This is a genomic window from Hymenobacter sp. 15J16-1T3B (genome assembly GCF_020711235.1).
In the GTDB taxonomy this organism is placed as follows: Bacteria; Bacteroidota; Bacteroidia; order Cytophagales; family Hymenobacteraceae; genus Solirubrum.
On sequence record NZ_JAJFAV010000003.1, the window covers coordinates 23658 to 44275 of the forward strand.

Annotated in this window: 12 protein-coding genes; 6 read left to right on the plus strand and 6 right to left on the minus strand. The window is 63.8% G+C overall.

The genetic code is table 11. The features are described from left to right. The first annotated feature begins 55 nt into the window (after positions 1–55). On the plus strand, positions 56–436 hold the full coding sequence (locus tag LJ737_RS06010; RefSeq protein WP_227763707.1) for a RidA family protein: 381 nt from the start codon (positions 56–58) through the stop codon (positions 434–436). A 54-nt stretch (positions 437–490) separates the two neighbouring features. Next, a complete protein-coding gene (ppk1, locus tag LJ737_RS06015; protein WP_227763708.1) occupies positions 491–2818 on the plus strand; it encodes a polyphosphate kinase 1 in 2328 nt (775 codons plus the stop codon). 264 nt (positions 2819–3082) lie between these two features. Here the strand turns inward: ppk1 and LJ737_RS06020 are convergent, their stop codons facing one another. Beyond that, a complete protein-coding gene (locus LJ737_RS06020; protein ID WP_227763710.1) occupies positions 3083–4057 on the minus strand; it encodes a Ppx/GppA phosphatase family protein in 975 nt (324 codons plus the stop codon). A gap of 107 nt (positions 4058–4164) precedes the next feature. After that, a complete protein-coding gene (locus LJ737_RS06025; protein ID WP_227763711.1) occupies positions 4165–7869 on the minus strand; it encodes a BamA/TamA family outer membrane protein in 3705 nt (1234 codons plus the stop codon). Between the two features lie 198 nt (positions 7870–8067). Here LJ737_RS06025 and LJ737_RS06030 point away from each other — a divergent pair, with 198 nt between their 5' ends. Continuing rightward, positions 8068–9594 (plus strand): FAD-dependent monooxygenase, encoded by a 1527-nt coding sequence (locus LJ737_RS06030; protein ID WP_227763712.1) that lies wholly within the window; start codon positions 8068–8070, stop codon positions 9592–9594. Here the strand turns inward: LJ737_RS06030 and LJ737_RS06035 are convergent. The 4 genes from LJ737_RS06035 to topA form a co-directional block, all read right to left on the minus strand. Beyond that, on the minus strand, positions 9585–10283 hold the full coding sequence (locus LJ737_RS06035) for an SIR2 family NAD-dependent protein deacylase (RefSeq protein WP_227763713.1): 699 nt from the start codon (positions 10281–10283) through the stop codon (positions 9585–9587). The genes LJ737_RS06030 and LJ737_RS06035 overlap by 10 nt on opposite strands. Positions 10284–10340: 57 nt before the next feature. Further along, positions 10341–11171, minus strand: coding sequence for a DUF4846 domain-containing protein (locus LJ737_RS06040; protein ID WP_227763714.1), 831 nt, complete (start codon positions 11169–11171; stop codon positions 10341–10343). Positions 11172–11311: 140 nt separating this feature from the next. Continuing rightward, the gene (locus tag LJ737_RS06045; protein WP_227763715.1) at positions 11312–12043 is read right to left on the minus strand and encodes a M48 family metallopeptidase; all 732 of its coding nucleotides are present in this window, start codon (positions 12041–12043) and stop codon (positions 11312–11314) included. A gap of 156 nt (positions 12044–12199) precedes the next feature. Then, positions 12200–14677 (minus strand): type I DNA topoisomerase, encoded by a 2478-nt coding sequence (gene topA, locus LJ737_RS06050; RefSeq protein WP_227763716.1) that lies wholly within the window; start codon positions 14675–14677, stop codon positions 12200–12202. Positions 14678–15030: 353 nt separating this feature from the next. Here topA and LJ737_RS06055 point away from each other — a divergent pair, with 353 nt between their 5' ends. From LJ737_RS06055 to LJ737_RS06065, 3 genes are all read left to right on the plus strand, one after another. Further along, positions 15031–19503 (plus strand): HAMP domain-containing protein, encoded by a 4473-nt coding sequence (locus LJ737_RS06055; RefSeq protein ID WP_227763718.1) that lies wholly within the window; start codon positions 15031–15033, stop codon positions 19501–19503. 77 nt (positions 19504–19580) lie between these two features. Continuing rightward, a complete protein-coding gene (locus tag LJ737_RS06060; protein WP_227763719.1) occupies positions 19581–20120 on the plus strand; it encodes a chemotaxis protein CheW in 540 nt (179 codons plus the stop codon). 47 nt (positions 20121–20167) lie between these two features. Continuing rightward, positions 20168–20548 carry a response regulator gene (locus tag LJ737_RS06065; protein WP_227763721.1) on the plus strand — a complete coding sequence of 127 codons (381 nt, stop codon included), beginning with the start codon at positions 20168–20170 and terminating at the stop codon, positions 20546–20548. The last annotated feature ends 70 nt before the right edge of the window (positions 20549–20618 follow it).

Sequence of the window (20618 nt, forward strand, 5' to 3'; positions counted from 1 at the left end):
GGCGGAGTGACTCGGCGGCGCAAGGCACAACGTTCTAGAAGCATCAACTTACCCTATGAACAGACAACGCATAACTTCCGGCTCGCCCTGGGAAGGCCCGGTGGGCTACTCCCGCGCCATTCGGGTGGGCAACGTGGTGGAAGTGGCCGGCACGACGGCCCAAGACGGCGACGCGACGCCCAGCGGCGACGCGTACTCGCAGACCAAGCGCATTCTGGAGAAAATAGCCGATGCCCTGGCCGAGGCCGGCGCCACCATGGCCGACGTGGTGCGCACGCGCATTTACGTGACGGACATCCGACACTGGGAAGCGGTGGGCAAGGCCCACGGCGAAGTGTTTCACGCCATTCGGCCGGCCAGCACCATGATTGAGGTCAGCGCCTTGATCGACCCGCGCCTGCAGGTGGAAATTGAAGCCACGGCCATTATTTCGTAACTCTGCGCAACCTCGCGCGGGCTGGCCCGAATACGCGGGTAGTTTTTTCCCTTTATGAAGCTGTTTAAGTCGTCGGACCTCATCCGCAAAAGCAAATACATCAGCCGCGACCTGAGCTGGTTGCGCTTTAACTACCGTGTGCTCGACCAGGCCCGCGACGGCAGCCGCTCCGTGCTCGACCGCCTGCGCTTCCTGGGCATCACCGCTTCCAACCTCGACGAGTTCTTCATGATTCGCGTCGGGTCGCTCTACAATTACCTCGACTACGGCAAGCTGCGCGTGGATTATTCCGGCTTGCGCGAGTTGCCGTTCCGGCGCAAGCTGCTTGATTTTGCGCACCGCTTCGTGCACGACCAGACGCAGACCTTTACCCAGGAGCTGCGGCCGCTGTTTGCCAAAAACGGGTTCGACATCCTGAGCGTGCCGGAGCTGACGGAGGTGGAGCAGAAGAAGGCCGACGGCTACTTCAAAAACACCGTCTTCCCGCTGCTCACCCCGATGGTGTACGACTCCTACCACGGCTTCCCGCTGATGATGAATCAGCTGCTGGTGTTCGGGGTGGTGACGCGCATGAACCCGGAAGGCCCGGAGGAAGGGCAGGAGCGGCTCACTTTCGTGCAGATTCCCGCCAACCTGGCGCGCTTCTTCGAGCTGCAGCGCAAGGACCGCGTCATCTTCGTGCCCATCGAGGAAATCGTGCGGGCCAACCTCGACAAGCTGTTCCGCAACGTCGACATCCTGTCGGCTACGCTGCTGCGCATCACGCGCAACGGCGACTTTACGCTGGAAGAGTCGGACGACATCGACGTGGACTTCATCCAGGAAATCCAGCTGGGGCTCAAGACGCGCAAGCGCGGCCGCGTGGTGCGCCTGGAAGTGGAGCCCGACGCGTCGAATCTGCTGATGAATGTGCTGAAGGAGCGGTGGAAGATTGACAACGGCAACGTGTTCGTCATCAACGGGCTCATCGACCTGCGCGGGCTCAACCAGATTGTGCGGCACCCCAGCTTCCGCGACAAGCTGCCGCGGCCCCTGGCGCCGGTGCAGCCGCTGAGCTTGCCAACCGGTGCCGACGAAAACCTCTTCGAGTACCTCAAGCACCACGACGTGCTGCTGCACCACCCCTACAACTCGATTGACCCGGTGGTGAAGCTGCTCGAACAGGCCGCCGAGGACCCGCACGTGCTCGGCATCAAGCAAACCATCTACCGCCTGGCCGACGATTCGCGCGTGACGGCGGCGCTGCTCAAAGCGGCCGAGAACGGCAAGCACGTGTCGGTGCTCTTCGAAGTGAAAGCCCGCTTCGACGAGGAGCGCAACATCCGGGAGGGCACCAAGCTGGAAAAAGCGGGCTGCTTTGTCATCTACGGCGTGTCGAAATACAAGACGCACACCAAGATGGCCATGATCATCCGCAAGGAGGGCGAAAAGGTGACGCGCTACGTGCACATCGGCTCGGGCAACTACAACGAAGCCACCTCGCGCTTCTACACCGACGTGAGCTTGCTCACCACCAACGACGTGTACGGCCACGACGTGTCGGAATTCTTCAACGTGATTACCGGCCACTCGCAGCCCGACGACTACGAGTACCTCATCACGGCGCCCAAAGACATGCGCCAGCAGCTCATTCAGCTCATCCGCGACGAGGCCCGCAACGCTAAAAAAGGCCTGCCCGCCGGCATCGTGATGAAAATGAACTCGCTGGAGGACCGCGACGTCATCGACGAGCTCTACAAAGCGTCCAAAGCCGGCGTGCCCATCCGTCTGATCGTGCGCGGCATCTGCTGCCTTCGCCCGGGCCGGCCGGGCCTGAGCGAGAACATCGAGGTGCGCAGCATCGTGGGCGAGTACCTGGAGCACACGCGCCTGTTTTACTTCCACCACACCGGGCACCCCAAGCTGTATTCGGGCTCGGCCGACGTGATGGTGCGCTCCTTCGACCGCCGCATCGAGGCGCTGTTTCTCATCGTGAACCCGCAGCTGCAGCGCGAGGCCATCAACATCCTCTACTTCAACCTCAAGGACAACTACAACACCTACCTCATGCGCGAGGACGGCGCCTACATCAAGCGCCAGCCGGAGGAGGGCGAGCCGGTGTTCAACGTGCACAAGGAGTTCTACTACAAGAACTACGGCCTGATGAGCGACACGGCGTTGTACGAGGATTACCTGATGAAACCGCAGGCGACCGAGCCGGTGGGCGAAACCGTGTCGCCGCCCGAAGACAGCCTGATTGCCGGCGAGGAAATTGTGCTGCCCGACGAGGACGTGGAAATCAACGGCATGCTGGACCTGCCCACCCTGGTGGAAACGCCGGCCGAACCGCTGGCGCCCGGCCCGATACCTCCCGTAATTGCCGAGGACACGGAAAACGTGTAGGCGCGGGCAGAAGAGCAAAGCCGATTCACCCGGCCGTCATGGCGAGCGAAGCGCGGCAATCCGTCCTCTAGTAGCACCGCCGACGCAATACCTACTACCCCAAAAAGCCACCGCCCGAAAACCATAGTTACTTGGTTTCGGGCGGTGGCTTTTTGGGGCTAGTGCCAGCTTTAGCGTCGTGCCGCGAGAGGACGGATTGCCGCGCTTCGCTCGCCATGACGGCCGGGGTTACCGTTTCGTTTGTTAAGCGAGGAGCAGGGCAGCTTAGGATTCCGAGTCGTTCTGAATGGTCAGGTACGGGACGCGTTGCGTGTGGTCCGATTTGGGGCGAATTTCCTCGAAGTGGTCCTCGAACAAGGCCTGCAGCATACCGTCCTTCAGGCCGATGTCGGGCACGAGCATGTCCTTGGCACCTGACCATTCCATGGCCGAAAGGTAAATCTGCCCGGCGGGCACGATGACGTCGGCGCGGTCGGGGTTGAGCATCAAGAGGTTCACCCGCTCGTCCATGCTCAGGTTGCGCAGGCGGGAGAGGATGTCGCTGATGCGCTTGCGGGGCAAGGGCTGGTCGGCGGGCAGCTGGGCCAGGGAGTAGATTTTGTTGATGTTGCCGCCCGTGCCGATGGCGCGCGTCACGTGGAAGCGGCGGGAGTTGTCCTTCACCCACTGTTCCATGCGCTGCCAGGTGTCCTGCAGGGCCTCGCCGGGCTGCCCGTTTTGCTGCAGGCGGCGAATGGAGCCAACCTCAAAGGACTGCGAGGCAATTTTCTTGCGGTCTGAGTAGAGGTTGAACTCGGTGCTGCCGCCGCCCACGTCGATGTGCAGGTAGTGGCGCTTGTCCTCCAGCAGCTGCATGATGACGCGGTTCACGTACGCGGCCTCGGCCTGCCCATCGATGATCTGCACCTTGATGCCCAGCTCGCGCTGCATGCGGTCGGCAATGGCTTGGCCGTTGTCGGCGGAGCGCATGGCAGAGGTGGAGCAAATCAGGTAGTGGGCCACGTCGTGCACGTCCATCAAGAGTTTGAGCGCGTGCATGAACTTGACGAACTTCTCCTCTTTGGCCGGCGAAATGTGGCCGGTGGCAAACACGTCTTCGCCCAGGCGCATGGGGTAGCGCACGTATTCCACGCGCTTGAGCCGGTAGGTGCCCTCGTACTCCAGCACGGCGGAAATCTGACAACGGACGGCGTTGGAGCCGATATCAATGGCGGCCAGTTTCAGCAGCGGGTATTCCATGCGCGGAGGTGGAGTGACGGGAGAAGTAGGACAAAGATAAAAGGCCGGGGATTAGCCCGGCCTTTTCTGTTGTTCGGCATGCCGAATGATTTGGGTGCGCGGCCGGCTTACTGGTCGATGCGGAAGCCGAGGCCGAACTGAATCAGCGCGGCTTCTTCCACCGAGTGCTGCACCGACACGGACAAGGCAAAGGTTTCGTACACCGGCGCGATGTAAAAGCCCCCGCCGTAGCCGCGGTGCCAGCCGCCGTCGGCGTTGCCCTTGTAGTACACCTGGCCTTGGTCGTAGAAGCCAAACAGGCCGTAGTAGAAGGGCAGGATGGAGGTATTGGCGTAGCCCAGGGCTAGGCGCAGCTCCGAGTTCAGGTACAGCGAAGCGTCGCCGGTGAAGCGGTTGCGCACGTAGCCGCGCAGGTTCTGGCGCTGGCCCAGCTGGGTAAACTTGTAGAACGGAATGTCGTCGCTGGGGCCGTAGTTTTTGCCGCCGCCGCCCTTCACGGCCAAGGTCACCGGGATGCCCAGGCGGGCCGTGGCCAGGTACTCGGCAAAGGCTTCGGTAAGGCCGAAGGTGTTCTTGCCCTGGTTGAGCTGCCGCCAGGTGGTGTGCTCCCCGTAGAGGCGCACGCCCTTGCGGGCGAACAGCTTCCGGTCCCGGAAATCCAAGTCGACCACGGCGCGGCCGCCCACCAGGCGCTGGAAGTCGGTGTTCGGAATGGGAATTTCCGGAGTGCTGCCGCCGGTTTTCAGCTGCCCGATGTAGCTGTTGGCCGAGTAGTCGCTCTGGTACTGCTCGTACACTGGCCCGAGGCGCACCAGGCTCTTGCCGCGGAAGGCCCGCTCGAAGAAGGCTTCGGTCTGGTAGCCGCGGTAGCGCGCCCGGTAGAAATGGTCGTTGTAGCGGTTGTCGTCCTTACTGGTGTTGTTGCCCAGGCCGAAGAAGTTGTAGAAGGGGAAGAAGTTGCCGTAAGTGGCGCGGGCGCCGAAGTCCCACTTGCCGATGAGGTAGCGCCAGCGCACGTTGCCGGTAAGCTGCCGGTTGCCGCCGGTGGTGTACTGCGCGTCGATGCCGTAGCGCACGCGGTAGTCGGGCTTGCGGAAGCCCTGCTTCACCCAGTCGAAGCCGGCAGCAATGCCGAAGCCGTCGTTCTGGTTGTAGATAATGGAGCCGCGCGGGGCGTAGCCGTCGTACTCAAAGGCGTCGCGGTCGTAGTGGTTGACGCCCAGGCGGGTGGAGCGGCGGTCGGCGGTGCCGGAGCCGGCCTTCAGCTCGGTGCCCGGCACGTCGTACACTTCGGTGCGGCCGCCGTTGGAGTTGTCGGCTACTACGTCGCCGCCCTCGCCGCCGATGATGCGCACGCGGATGCTGTTTTTACCGTCCCCGGTCACGTTGAACACGTCCTTGCCGTCGAGGCCGTAGAGGCGGATGTCGCGGGTTTCGTCCTTCACGAAGGTGCGGTCGAAAAAGGGTTGGCCCTTGGCCGCGCCGTCGTCGTCCTTCTTGCTGACCTGCACGCGCACGTTGCCGTCGGGCAGGCGCTGCACGTTGAACACTTCCGCCTTGTTCGAGCCGACCACGTCCACGTCGCGGGCCAGCATCAGGTAGTACTCGTCGATGGCCTTGGGCAGCTCCTGAATGCGGCTTTTCAGCTTGCGGTTGATATCCTTACCCGACAGGCCCTGGATTTCCTGGGGCAGGTTGGCCGTGGCCGAATCGATGGCGGCGGGCGTGATGCGCCGCTGCAGGTACTCGCCGATCTGCTTCCAATCGTCGCGGGTGAGGCTCTGCAGCAGGGCGCGGTCGAGGTGGCGGGCCGGCCAGTTCAGGCTTTCCAGGTCATTGAACTTGAGCTGGAAGTCTTCGATGCTGGGCACGGCCCACTCGCGGTTGGCCACCCAGGTCAGGGCCCCGTTCCAAAGCGTGAAGGCCTGGTCCCGGTCGCGCGGAATGGGCTGGTACACCGAGCCTTTGCCCTCCTTGTACTCGGCCCACTTCCAGTTGTCCTCGTGCTTACCGAAGTCAGCCACCAGCATGTCGAAGGCGCGGGCCTTGCCGAGCTGCCGCGCGTCGACGCGGTTGTCATTGTCTTTGTAGAGCTGGCGGAACATGCTGAACGAGCGGCGCACGTTGTCCGAGCCGCCGAAACCGGCAATGTTTTCCTTCTTGTCCCACGGGTCGTCTTCCAGCGTGCCGAGCAGGCCGGCGTACTGCTCGCGGTAGGGGCCGAGCTGCTGGTTGTCGGGCAGCACGAACAGGCGCGGCCGGGCGTGCAGGATGTCGGTGCGGTCGAGCAGGGGCGAAATGACCAGGGCCGAATACGGGTTGGCCGTGGCGGTGATGTCATGCAGGATATCGGAGGCCACCGAGCCGCGCAGCTCCGGCGGCAGAATCTTGGTCACGTCCTTGTCGACGGAGCGGAAGGTGTACTCCGACGAATCGGCCGCAATCATCTTGAGCGAGGTCGTCTGGCGTCCGCCGCCGCGGCCGGTGGGGCGCAAGCCGCCTTTCTCCGCGTTCAAATCGAGCACCGGCACGGCTACCGGCTGCGTCCACGACGAGCGGTAGAGTGGGCCGATGAGCGGCTTTTGCAGGCCGTGGGCGCGGTACTGCGGGCCCGGCGTCACCGTCACCGTGGGGCCGTTGGCGGCGTCGGGCTTGGGCGCGGCCACGCCTTTCGGGGCCGTGGGGCAGTCGGGGAAGAAAGCGTTGGTGGGCGTTTCCTTGCTGGCGGGCAGGCAGGCCGATTGGAACAGCGTAGCCGAAAACGCCTCTTTCACTGCGTCGTCGCCCTCGAAGCGCAGGAAGGTGGTTTTCACCGTGCCGTCGGGAAAATAGTCGAGGCGGGTGTAGCCGGCATCTTTCTCGTTGTAGAGCGACTTGGCGTTGCTGGCCACCGGCTCGGAGTGGGCAAACGAGCCGCTGACGAGGTGGTAGTTGCGCTCAAATGGGGTGAGCTGCAGGCTGAAGTCGTGGGCGGCGGCGTAGATGACGCCGGGGTGGTCCTTGAGCGTGCTCAGCAGCGTTTTGCGAAACTCCTGGTAGCCCGGCGAAGCCATGTCGCGCGGGGTGCCTACGTTTTGGCGGTAAGCCGCGTTGATGGTGCCGAACACCGGCGGCGAAAGGTGACGCTTCAGCGGCTGGTAGCCGCCGTAGGTGCCGTTGCTCAGGGCCGGCTGGTGGCCCACCAGCAGCACGTTGCGGTCCTTGGTGTCGTCGATAACGTCCTGAATCTGCTCCCGAAACTCCTCCGTCGACATGGTCTTGCAGTCCGTGTCGGGCGCCTCGGGGCGGTCGAAGGGGTGCGAAAACCAGGGCGTGTTCAGGGCCACCAGCCGCACAAGCGGGGCCACGTCCACAATTTCGGGGCCGGGGCAGCCGTTGCTCGGAATAAAGGCATTCTGCCCACCCAGCTGCTTCTCAATGTACTTTTCGAGTCGCCGCACGCTTTTCTGTCCCTCGCGGCCGGAGTTGTTCCAGTCTTTGTCGCCGGGCACGAAGTAGATGCGGCCGTTGGGCAGGTCTTTGACCAGGGCCAGCAGCGCATTGGCCCGGCTTTCGAGGCCGGCGCGGGTGGTGTCCTGCTTGTCGGAAAGGCCGGCGTTGCCCACGATGTCGCCCAGGTGCACCACGGTAAAGGGCGTGGTTTCCTGCTCCAGGGTGCGGCGCAGGGCCTTGAGGCGCGCTTCGGGCACCGGACCGGCGGTGTTACCGAGCAAGTAGACGTGGTGGGCGGGCGGGGTCGATTGGGCGCTAACGGGCAGCGTGGCCGTCAGCAGCAAACCCGCGGCGAGCAGCGGGCGGTAGAAATAGCTCATTGGCGAGGAAGGTAGAACGGGAACCCGCCGGCTGCGGCACCGGCCGGGCTTATTGGCTACCTACGCGAAAACCTGTTCTTGGGATAACCCAATCGTAAACATCGGCCGGCTCCGCGGCTCTGGCGCCTGCGGCCGCTTGGTCGGGCCTTTGATTTCTGCCGGCAAATGAGCTGCTTACGCCGTTGAAATCGTCGGCCCATGCCAACTGCTACCCCCGTACTCGTGGCGGGCGCGGGCCCCACGGGCCTGCTGCTGGCCCTGGAGCTGTGCCGCCACGGCCTGCGGCCCCGCGTGGTGGACGCCGCGCCCGGTCCTTCGCCCCTGAGCCGGGCGCTGGTGGTGCACGCCCGCACCCTGGAGCTGCTCGACCGGCACGGCCTGGCCGGGGCGTTCGTGGCGCGGGGTGAAGTGCTGCGGGCGGCGGGCCTGCGCATGCACGGGCGGCTGCGGGCGGTGGCGCCGGTAGGCAGCATCGGCACCGGGCTCAGTCCGTTCCCGTTTCTGCTGACCTTGTCGCAGGACCAGACCGAGCTGCTTTTGCGCGAGGCCCTGGCCGGCTACGGGGTAAGTGTGGAGTGGGGCACCCGCCTGCTCGGCCTGAGCGCCGCGGCCGATGGCGTGACGGTGCAGCTGCAGCAGGAGGGAGGCGCCGTGGAAACAGCCGCGGCTGGCTACGTCGCCGGGTGCGACGGGGCGCATTCGGCCGTGCGCCACGCGCTGGGCGTAGGCTTTCCCGGCGGCACCTACGAGCAGGTGTTTTTCGTGGCCGACACCGTGACCGAGGGCCTGGACGCGCCGGAAGGGGCGCGGCTGCTGCAGATTTCCCTCGACGAGCGGCAGTTTTCGGCTTTCTTTCCCATGCCGCAGGGCCGTACGCGCATTATTGGCCTGCTGCCACCGGGCGTGGCCCCGGCCGAGGCTTCTTTCGAGCGACTGCGCCCCGGTCTGGAGCAATTGGAGCGGATTCGGGTGTGCGAGGTCACTTGGTTTTCCACCTACAAGGTCCACCACCGCGTGGCCGACGCCTTCCGCCACGGGCGGGTGCTATTGCTTGGCGACGCGGCCCATGTGCACAGTCCAGCCGGGGGGCAGGGCATGAACACCGGCCTGGGCGACGCCGTGAACCTGGGCTGGAAACTCGCTGCCGCGGCGCGCGGCCAAGCACCCGACCGGCTGCTGGACACCTACGCCGCCGAGCGCATGCCCTTTGCCCGACAGCTCGTGGCCACCACCGACCGCGCCTTCACCGGGGCCACCAGTGGCTCGGTCTGGGCCGGCTGGGTGCGCACCACGCTGGTGCCGCGGGTGCTGCCCTGGCTGCTGCGCGTGCCCGCGCTGCGCCGGCTGCTGTTTCGCACCCTCTCCCAAACCGGAATCCAGTACCTCGATTCGCCGCTGAGCCAGGGCCGGGCCGGCCGGGTCCGCGGCGGGGAGCGGCTGCCCTGGGCGGCAGAGTCGCGTTACGAGCCGCTGCGGCAGCCAGGCTGGCAGCTGCTGGGCCTGGGCGAGCCACCGGCGGCGCTGCGGGCGTGGGCCGCCCGCCAACGGCTGCCGCTGACGGTAGTGGCTGCCAGCCGCGAGGAGGCCGCCGGAGCCCTCTACCTCGTGCGCCCCGACGGCTACCTCGGCTTAGTGGCACCACAGTTTGATGAAGCCCAATTCTCAGCCTACGCGGCCGAATGGGGCGTGCAAGGAGCAGCGGCTGCGGGCGGTTCTCAGCCCTGATTTTCCTGCTGCAGCAGCTCCCGCACCACCCGGGGCACGCCCTTGGTGGCCGGCTCGGGGATGAACTGCACGCCGCGGCGCGCAGTGCTGGGCTGGCTCGGGTCGATGACGTAGAGGGGGCGGCCGCTGGGCAGGTAGTGCAGCAGCCCGGCCGCCGGGTACACCTGCAGCGAGGTGCCCACCACCAGCATCACATCGGCCGTGGCGCACTCTTCGGCGGCGCGCTCAATCAGCGGCACGGCCTCGCCGAACCACACAATGTTAGGGCGCAGCTGATGGCCCCGCTCGCACACCTCGCCCATTTCGATGCGGTCTTTGTCGCCGAGCGGGTACACCAACTCCTCGTACCGGGAGCTGCGGGCCTCGTTGAGCTTGCCGTGCAGGTGGATAACGTGCCGGGAGCCCGCCCGTTCGTGCAAATCGTCCACGTTTTGGGTGATAATGACCACTTCGTAGGCCTGTTCCAGCTCCACCAAGGCCCGGTGGCCAGCGTTGGGCTGGGCCTGCCGGGCGGCGGCCCGGCGCTGGTTGTAGAACTCCTGCACCAGCGCGGGGTTGCGGGCCCAGCCTTCGGGCGAGGCCACATCCTCCACGCGGTGATTTTCCCAGAGCCCGTCGGAGGCGCGGAAGGTGGCAATGCCGCTTTCGGCCGAGATGCCCGCGCCGGTGAGAACCACGACTTTTTTCATAACCGCAAAGTAGTCCGCAATAAGGTTTGCCTACGACTGCCTACAGCGCCGGTTAGCTTATTGCCAGCGTTTCAATTGGTCGGCTTCGAAGTCCCATTCCGGGGTGGCAAACATGCCATCTACCGCCGCCAGTCGAAACCACGCGCCCAGCTGCGGCTCCTCCACGTTGCGCAGCACGTGCATGTCCTGGGCGGGCATGTAGCTCTGGGCGAGCAGGGCGTAGCGGACGTGCGTGCCGGGGTGCTCCGCCACGTCGAGCACCGTCACGGCGTGGCCGGGCGAGCCGCCGAGCACCAGCACGTCGCCGGGCTGCGCCTGGGCCAGCGGCACCGGCCGCATTTCCCGGCTCACCGACTTGGTGCCGGCGTAGGTGAATACCACGTCGAGGTAGCGGCGCAGGGCCGCGTGGGTAGGCGCTTCGGCGGGGCGGGGCGCGGCTACCACGTCTTCGCCCTGCACCTGAAAGCCTTTGCCGTCCACCCAGTCGCCAAACCAGATGTCATGCCCGCTGGTCAGGTGAAAGTGGATGCTGCGGAAGTTGCGGGTAAACTGGTACTCGGCCCGCAGGCGGATGGCCGCGTCGGCGCACTGCTGCAGGTCGCGCAGGCCGGTGTCGATGTCGATGACGGCGGCGTGCACGGTTTGCGGGTCTTTCAGCCGGCCGTCGTGGAGCCGCACAGCCGTGCCGCGGGGGCGCAGGGGCAGGCCGCGCAGCCACTCCCCATAGGAGCCCGGTGTAACGGCCACGCGCTGACACCCGGCCGGTGGCGCAAACCGCGCTGCCAAGGCCGCTTGCGGATTGTAGGGCTTGGTGAGCCACTCGTAGCGCGGCGAAGTTGAGGCCGGCTGCAGGGTCTGGGCGGCGGCCGGACGGTTATAGGTAACCAAGGCAGGCAGGCTTAGGAATGCCAGCCCCACTAAGAATATTGATCTACGCATATACAGCGGGCAACGAATCCGGCCGGTTTTTCTTGTTGACGGGCCAGGAAAATGGGCAATAGGTTGGGTGCAGCAGCCCAAGGACGCCGTCAGTCCGCATCGGCGCCCGTGGGCTGCTGCACCCCGGGCGCGGCTTGGTTGAGCCGGGCCTTGTACTGCCGCCACTCGGGCATGAACTGGTCCATCAGCCCCCAGAAGCGGGCGTTGTGCAGCCGCTCGTGCAGGTGGGTCAGCTCGTGCACCAGCACGTATTCCAGGCACTCCTGCGGCTTTTTGATGAGCTCCAGGCTCAGCCAGATGCGCTGAGCGCGGGTGTTGCAGGTGCCCCAGCGGGTGCGCATCTGCTTGATGCCCCAAGCCGCGGCCCGGGCGCCCACCACCGGTTCCCAGCGGGCCAGCAACGCCGGTATCTGCTCTTTCAGTCGGGCCCGGTACCACGCCGTCAGCACCTGCTGCCGTTCGGCGGCAGTGCTGCTGGCCGGCGCATACAGGTCGAGGATGCCGTCTTCCTGCAGCAGCACCCGCGCCCGGCTCTCGGCGGCGTGCACCCGCAGCTGGTAGGGGTGGCCCCGGTAGTAGTGCGTTTCGCCGCTGCTGTAGGTCAGTTCCGCCGCGGGCGTTTGCGTGGCAAAGCGGGCCCGATGCTTTTCAATCCACGCCCGGCGGGCGGCCACAAACTCGTGAATATTGGCCTCGGGCAGGCGCAGGGGCGCCGCCACCCGCACCCGGCCGTGGGGCGGATACACCGTCACGCGCAGCGTGCGGATGGCCTTGCGCACCAGCTCCACTTCCAGCCCCGCAATCTGTACTGTCTTGCTCATTACGAGTTCCCTGGCCGCGGCCGTGCCCGGGCCATCCAACCTAAAATACCTTGCTTCACCGCCCCGGCGTCGGGGCCGCAGCCGGCAAAGGTAGGGCACGCAAAAGCCCCGCCGACGAGTGTGCGTCAGCGGGGCTTTTCGAAGAGGGTGGAACGGCTACTTAGCGGCCTTCTTGCCGGCCGTACCGGTGGCTTTCTTCGCCGCCGGCTTTTTGGCCGCCGTGGTCGTTTTCTTGGCTGCGGCGGTTTTGGTCGTCTTCGCGGCCTTAGCCGGGGCGTCGGCCGCCGGGGCCGCGGCTTTCTTGGCCCCGAAGCGGCCTTTGGCGGGCTTGTCCGGCGTGGCGTCGGCCAACTCGATGCAGCGCGCCAGCGTCAGCTCCCGCGGCTCTTCGCCCTTGGGAATCTTCACGTTTTTGCCCGCCGCCACGATGTAGGGGCCGTATTTGCCGTTGACTACTTGCACGTCGGCGCGGCCTTCGCTTTCGAAGCTTTTGATGACCTTTTCGGCCTCCTGCTTGCGCTTGGCGTTAATGAGCTCTACGGCTTCCTCGGCCGTGACGGTGTGCGGGTCTTGGCCCTTGGCCAGAGAGTAGAACTTGCCGTCGTGGCGGATGTAGGGGCCGAAGCGGCCTACGGCGGCGGTCATGTCGGCGCCTTCGTACTCGCCCACCACGCGCGGCAGCTTGAACAGCTCCAGCGCGTCTTCCAGGGTCAGGCTTTCGATGAATTGCCCTTTGCGCAGGTTGGCGTAGGCCGGCTTGGTTTGCCCGTCCGTCTCGCCCAGCTGCACGTAAGGCCCGAAACGACCGAGCTTGGCGTAGATTTTCTCACCGGTTTCGGGGTGCAGGCCGATTTCGCGGGTGGTGCCCACGTCGGCGCGCTCCACTTCCTTGCCCCGCTCCACGGTTTCGTGGAAGGTGCCGTAGAAGCCCGAAATCATTTCCTCCCAGCTTTCCAGCCCGTCGGCAATACGGTCAAACTCGTCCTCGACTTTGGCCGTGAACTGAAAGTCCACAATCACCGGGAAGTGCTCCACCAGGAAGTCGTTCACCACCATGGCCGTGTCCGTCGGGAACAGCTTGGCCTTGTCGGCGCCGTAGGTTTCGGTTTTGACCTCGGTGTTTACGTTCGCGCCGTCCAGCGTGAGCACGTGAAACTTGCGTTCCTTGCCCTCACGGGAGTCTTTCTCCACGTAGCCGCGCTTCTGAATCGTGCTGATGGTCGGGGCGTAGGTCGACGGGCGGCCGATGCCCATTTCTTCCATCTTCTTCACCAGCGAGGCTTCGGTGTAGCGGGCCGGCGGCGTGGCGTAGCGCTCCGTGGCCGTGAAGCGCATCAGCGGCAGCGGCTGGCCCACCGACAAGGGCGGTAGCCCCCGCGAAAACGACGATTCGCCGTCCGACGCATCGTCCTCGTCCTTCGACTCGGTGTAGGCCTTCAAAAAACCCTCGAACGTGATGACCTCGCCCGTGGCGCTGAGCACAGTGCCCGGCTGGGTGCTGATGGCAATGGTGGCGGTGGTGCGTTCGATCTGCGCGTCGGCCATCTGCGAGGCCAGGGCGCGCTTGCGGATGAGGTCGTAGAGGCGCTGCTCGGCCGAGTCCTCGCCGGCTTTCACCAGGGAGAAGTCCGTGGGGCGGATGGCTTCGTGGGCTTCCTGGGCCGAGGCGGCTTTGGTTTTGTACTGGCGGGTGTGGGCGTACTCCGGGCCGTAGCTGCGCTCAATCTCGTGCTTGGCGCCGCTCAGGGCTTCCTGCGAGAGGTTCACCGAGTCGGTACGCATGTAGCTGATCTTGCCCGCTTCGTAGAGGCGCTGGGCCACGCTCATGGTCTGCGCCACCGAGAAGCTCAGCTTACGCGAAGCCTCCTGCTGCAGGGTCGAGGTGGTGAAGGGCGGGGCGGGGGAGCGTTTGCCCGGCTTCTTTTCTAAGGTGTCGATGGTGTAAGCCGCGCCGGCGCAACGAGCCAGGAAGTTCTCGGCTTCCTCGCGGGTGGTGAGGCGGCGCGGCAGTTCGGCTTCGAGCACGGCGCCGTTGCCCGCGTCGAAGCGGGCCACTACGCGGTAGGCCGAGCTGACCTTGAACTGGCTGATTTCCCGTTCCCGCTCCACCACTAGGCGCACGGCCACCGATTGCACGCGGCCGGCCGAGAGGCCCGTCTTCACCTTTTTCCAGAGCACGGGGCTCAACTCGAAACCCACGAGACGGTCGAGCACGCGGCGGGCCTGCTGGGCATTCACCAGGTTCAGGTCGATTTCGCGGGGCGAATCGATGGCGGTCAGGATGGCATTCTTCGTGATTTCGCGGAACACAATGCGCCGGGTCTTGGCGTTCGTGAGGTCCAGCGTTTCGGCCAGGTGCCAGCTGATGGCTTCGCCTTCGCGGTCATCGTCACTGGCTAGCCACACCGTTTCGGCTTCCTTGGCCAGCTTCTTGAGCTGGGCAATGACCTCGCGCTTGTCGGGCGACACCACGTAGGTCGGTTTGAAGCCGTTTTGAATATCAATGGCGTTGTTGTCCTTGGGCAGGTCGCGGACGTGGCCGAAACTGGACTTGACGATGAAGTCTTTGCCCAGGTAGCCTTCGATGGTCTTCGCCTTGGCGGGCGACTCCACGATGACAAGATTCTTGACCATACAATTAGGGGAAAGTATCGGTAGGCGCTAAGTGGCGGTTTGGGGAAAAGGGAAACCTAAAAGCGCGGCACGGCGTTGAAGTTGGCCGCAAAGATGAACGAATAATCCATTGTGCAGCCCTGTGCTTACAGTAGGCTCCTAGCAACGCGCCATGTTCGCGCCGAGTTTCGCCCCGGTGAAAGTATTGCCCATCAGCACCCTTGCGGAGTCATATTTGACCCGCCCTCAACACAAAAGAATATATAGTAGCGCGCAACCGATGTCGTTTGCTACTTTTGTCGATACCGCCTGCCATGCCCGGCCGGCTTCCCCATGCCCTCATTGCGCTTCGGCGCGTCCCGCATCCCGCACATATGGCCACCGGTAAGAACAGCAAACCTGCTACGACGCCTACGCCCTCCGACGCTAATCTGCCCGAATCCAACGACGCCCCCGCTACGCCCGCCCGCAGCAGCGTAGGCTTGGGCGGCATGTTGGCGCGTACCACTTCGGACCTCACGCGCAAGCGCGGCGTGGCCCGCGGCGGCGCCAACGACTCGGCCGATCCGGATTACGTCAACGAGCAACTCAACCGCGTGCTCTACGCGCTCGACGCCTTTAAAAAAGGCGACATCTCGGTGCGCCTGACCAAGCAGAACGACGACATCTTCGCCGAAATAGCCGAAGCCTACAACTCCATGGTGGAGATGATCGGCGGCGTGGGCGGCGAGGTGTCGCGCATCTCCAAAGTGGCCGGGGTAGAGGGTAACCTAAAAGCGCGCGCCTCCGGGGAAAACGCCACGGGCTTCTGGCGGGACATGATCAACAACATCAATGGCTTGGTGGACTCCATCGCCGTGCCGGTGTTGGAAGTGGGCAAGGTACTGAAGAACATCAGCCGGGGTAACCTGGACGAGTCGTTCCAGATTCCGGTGTCGGGCGACTTCAAGCTGATGGCCGAAACCATCAACAAAACCATCGACAACCTGAACGTCTTCGCCAGCGAAGTAACCCGCGTGGCGCAGGAAGTAGGTACCGAGGGTAAGCTGGGCGGCCAGGCCTCCGTACCGAACGTGGGCGGCGTGTGGAAGGACCTGACGGACAACGTGAACACGATGGCCTCGAACTTGACGAGCCAGGTGCGTGACATTGCCAACGTAGCCACGGCCGTAGCCCGCGGCGACTTGAGTCAGAAGATTACGGTAAACGTAAAGGGCGAGCTGCTCCAGTTGAAGGAAAACCTCAACCAGATGGTGGACTCGCTCAACCTCTTCGCCGGCGAGGTAACCCGCGTGGCGCAGGAAGTGGGTACCGAAGGAAAACTAGGCGGCCAGGCAGTGGTGCCGGGTGTTGGTGGCGTGTGGAAAGACCTCACCGACAACGTAAACAACATGGCCGCCAACCTGACGAGTCAGGTGCGCGACATTGCTAACGTGGCTACCGCTGTAGCAAAAGGTGACCTGAGCCAGAAGATTACGGTTGACGTGAAGGGCGAGCTATTGCAGCTCAAGATGAACCTCAACCAGATGGTGGACTCGCTCAACCTCTTCGCCGGCGAGGTAACCCGCGTGGCGCAGGAAGTAGGCACCGAAGGCCGCCTCGGCGGTCAGGCCAACGTGCCCAGCGTGGCCGGTGTGTGGAAGGAACTGACGGACAACGTGAACACGATGGCCTCGAACCTGACCTCGCAGGTACGAGACATTGCCAACGTAGCAACGGCCGTAGCAAAAGGCGACCTGACCCAGAAAATCACGGTAGATGTAAAAGGCGAGCTGCTTCAGCTGAAGCAGAACCTTAACCAGATGGTGGACTCGCTCAACCTGTTTGCCGGCGAGGTAACTCGCGTGGCACTCGAAGTAGGCACAGAGGGTAAGCTCGGCGGCCAGGCCATTGTGCCGGGCGTCGGCGGGGTGTGGAAAGAGCTGACGGACAACGTAAACAACATGGCCTCGAACCTGACTTCTCAGGTGCGAGACATTGCCAACGTAGCTACCGCCGTAGCCCGCGGCGACTTGTCGCAGAAGATGACGGTAAACGTAAAGGGCGAAATCCTGGAGCTCAAGAACATCTTGAACCAGATGGTGGACTCCCTCAACATCTTCGGTGACGAGGTAACCCGCGTGGCCCGCGAAGTAGGTACCGAAGGCAAGCTGGGCGGTCAGGCCGTCGTGCCCCGCGTCGGTGGTACCTGGAAAGAGCTAACGGACAACGTAAACACCATGGCCTCGAACTTGACGAGCCAGGTGCGAGACATTGCCAACGTAGCAACGGCCGTAGCAAAAGGCGACCTGACCCAGAAAATCACGGTTGATGTAAAAGGCGAGCTGCTGGATCTGAAGAACATTCTGAACCAGATGGTGGACTCCCTGAACATTTTCGCTGGCGAAGTAACCCGCGTGGCGCGTGAGGTAGGTACCGAAGGTATACTCGGTGGCCAGGCCAACGTGCCCAACGTAGGCGGGGTATGGAAGGATCTAACCGACAACGTAAACACGATGGCCTCGAACCTGACCTCTCAGGTACGAGACATTGCCAACGTAGCTACCGCCGTAGCCCGCGGCGACTTGAGCCAGAAAATCACTGTAAATGTGAAAGGTGAGCTTCTTCAGCTCAAGGAGAACTTGAACCAGATGGTGGACTCGCTGAATACCTTCGGTGACGAGGTAACCCGCGTGGCTCGTGAGGTAGGTACCGAAGGCAAGCTGGGCGGTCAGGCCAACGTACCGAACGTTCGGGGTACCTGGAAGGAGCTGACCGACAACGTAAACACCATGGCCGCGTCGTTGACCTCGCAGGTGCGAGACATTGCCAACGTAGCAACGGCGGTAGCAAAAGGCGACCTGACCCAGAAGGTATCGGTGGATGTGCGCGGCGAGATGCTCGAGCTGAAGAACATCCTCAACCAGATGGTGGACTCGCTCAACGTATTCGCCGGCGAAGTAACCCGCGTGGCGCAGGAAGTGGGTACCGAAGGCCGCCTCGGCGGCCAGGCCAACGTGCCGAATGTGTCGGGCGTGTGGAAGGACCTGACCGACAACGTAAACCGCATGGCTGCCAACCTTACCACGCAGGTGCGGGGTATTGTGAAGGTAGTAACCGGCGTATCGCAGGGTGACCTTACCCAGAAACTGACCCTGGAAGCCCGCGGTGAGGTGGCCGACCTGGCCGACACCATCAACCGCATGGTGGACGACCTGAACCGCTTGGCGCAGGAAGTGTCGCGTGTGGCCCGCGTAGCCGGGGTAGAAGGCAAGCTGACCGAGCGAGCCATGGTAACCGGGGTATCCGGCTCGTGGAAAGACATCGTGGATACGCTCAACGACCTGATCGAGTCCATTGCCTCGCCGGTACTGGAAGTGTCGCGCGTGGTGCGGGCCCTCTCGGAAGGCGACCTGACCCAGCGCGTAGAAGTACCCACCGCCGGCGACATCTACGCCATGGCCATGGCCCTGAACACCGCCGTGGACTCGCTCAACGAGCTGCTCGCGGAAATCAACGAGTCGTCGCTGGTAGTAGGGGCCTCGTCGGAAGAAATGGCCCAGAAAGGTCTGGAAATGAGCCGCGTCACGGTTGACGTGTCGCTGGCCATGCAGCAGATGGCAGAGGGTGCCCAGAATCAGGCAATGAAGACTGACCAGGCCTTCAAACTGATCGAGGAAATCATGACGGCCACCAAGGAAACGGCCAACAAAGCCGATGTGGTGAACAAAGCCGCCATCCTCGGGGAGCAAACCTCGCAGCTCGGTCTGAAAACCGTGGCCGAGGTGGTGAAGAACATGGAAGAAATTTCCAGCGCTTCGGCCGGTACCGCCCGCACCATCGATGTACTGTCGGTTCGCTCGCAGGACATTTCCAAGTCGCTGGGCGTAATCACCGACATTGCCGCCCAAACCAACCTGCTGGCTCTAAACGCCGCCATCGAAGCTGCCCGCGCCGGGGAAGCCGGCCGTGGTTTCGCGGTAGTAGCCGAAGAAATCCGCAAGCTGGCCGAAGGCTCGCGCAAATCCGCCAACGAAATCAACACGCTGGTGGAGGATGTGAAAAAGGATACGGCTTCGGCCGCTGCGGCAATTTCGACCATGGAAGGCCGAGTGTTGAAAGGGAAGAACGCTACGTTCGAAGCGTCGTCGGCCTTTAAGAACATTGCCACTTCCTCGGGCGAGATTCTGCGCACTTCCCGCGACATTCTCACGGCTACCGAGGTGCAGAAAACCTCCATCGGCGACGTGGTGAAATACGTGGAAGAAGTGGTAGCCATTGCCGAGCAAACGGCGTCGGGTACACAGCAGGTGGCTTCCACGGCCAAGCAACTCAGCTCGTCGATGTCGGAACTGACGGCTTCGAGCCAGAAGCTGACCGACATTGCCGACGACCTACAGGTGGGCCTTTCGGCCTTCCAGTTGATGGACTACATGGCCGAGGACGTGTACTACGAGCCCGAGCCCGTACGTCCTGCTCGTCCGGTGCGCCGGCAGCCTATGATGCAGCAGACCGAAGCACCTGCGCCCCGCCCCGTGGGCCGCATGGCCGCCCGGCCTGCCGCACCGGCCGCGCCGCCCGTGACGCCCACGACCCCGCCTCGCCGCCCGGCCCGTCCGCTGCCGGCGCAGCAGCGCCAAGCTGCTGGCAATCAGAACGGCGCTTCGACCAACGCCGCGCCGACGCGTCCGATGCCGGCCCGTAAGGCAGCTCCGGCTTCGGCCGAACCGTCCGAGCCCACCATCCCGACCCCGCGGAAAGCTCCGGGACAACGCGCGGCCGCCGAGGCCAAAGCGAGCAAACCGGCTGACAACGCCGGGTCGAACAATGGTGCGAAGGCGCCGGCTCCCAAACAACGCAAAAAGTAACTCGGTCTTGACGCCGTCCGGCCGGTGCCTGATCCGCACCGGCCGGGCCGACCGTTTCGCCACAATCCACCCCGTGCATGCCTGAAAGTCAAGCGGCCGCCGATAAAAAAACCTCCAAGCCGGACGTGCCCGTGCAACTGATCGTGTTCCGCCTAGCCGGCGAAGAATACGGGATTCGCATCGAGCAGGTCAAAGAGGTTACGCTCACGCCGGAAATTGCGCGCATGCCCAAAACGCCGCGTTTCGTGAAGGGCATTGCCAACCTGCGCGGCGACATCATTGCCATCATCGACTTGGAGGAGCGCTTCCGCTTGCGCACCGCCAACAACGAGCCGGTGACGGGCGTCACGTACACCATGGCCATCGAAGCCAAGGATTATACCATCGGCATCATCGTGCGCGAAGTGCCGCAGCCCTTGTCTCTGTCGGCCGCCAGCATTGAAAAGGCCCCTGAATTTATCCAGGACCTGAACATCAACGACAAATACATCGAGGGCATCGCCCGGGTGGAAAACCGCATCATCATCGTGCTGGACATGCTCAAGCTGCTCACGCCCGAGGAAATCATGCAGCTCCGCCCCAAAGCCACATCTTCCGCCGCTGCCGAGCGTAGATAGGCCCGGTAACTCTGCCATTCCCACGCTCACTTTCAGACCGCATCCTTATGAAAAACCGCATCCTCATCGTAGACGACTCGTTCTACATGCGCACGATGCTGAAGAATATGCTCACCGACGCCGGTTACGACGTGGTGGGTGAGGCCGCCAACGGCCAGCAGGCCCGTGACCTGGCGACCGAAACCAAGCCCGACCTGATTACCCTCGACGTGATTCTGCCCGATAACACCGGGCTGGAGGTGCTGAAGGATATTCGCCAGGAGCTGCCCGACGTGAAAATCGTGATGTGCTCGGCCGTGGGCCAGGAGGTAATCGTCAACGAGGCGCTGGAAAGCGGGGCTTCAGCCTACATCGTGAAGCCGTTTTCCGAGGACAAGGTGCTCGAAATCGTGGGCGGCGCGCTGCAGGACGGCGGCGCTTCGGCTTAACCACGCATCTGGCATTGCCGCCGCGGTTCGCTTAGCGGCGCCCGGCCCGTGTTCTGTTTCTGTTTCGTTG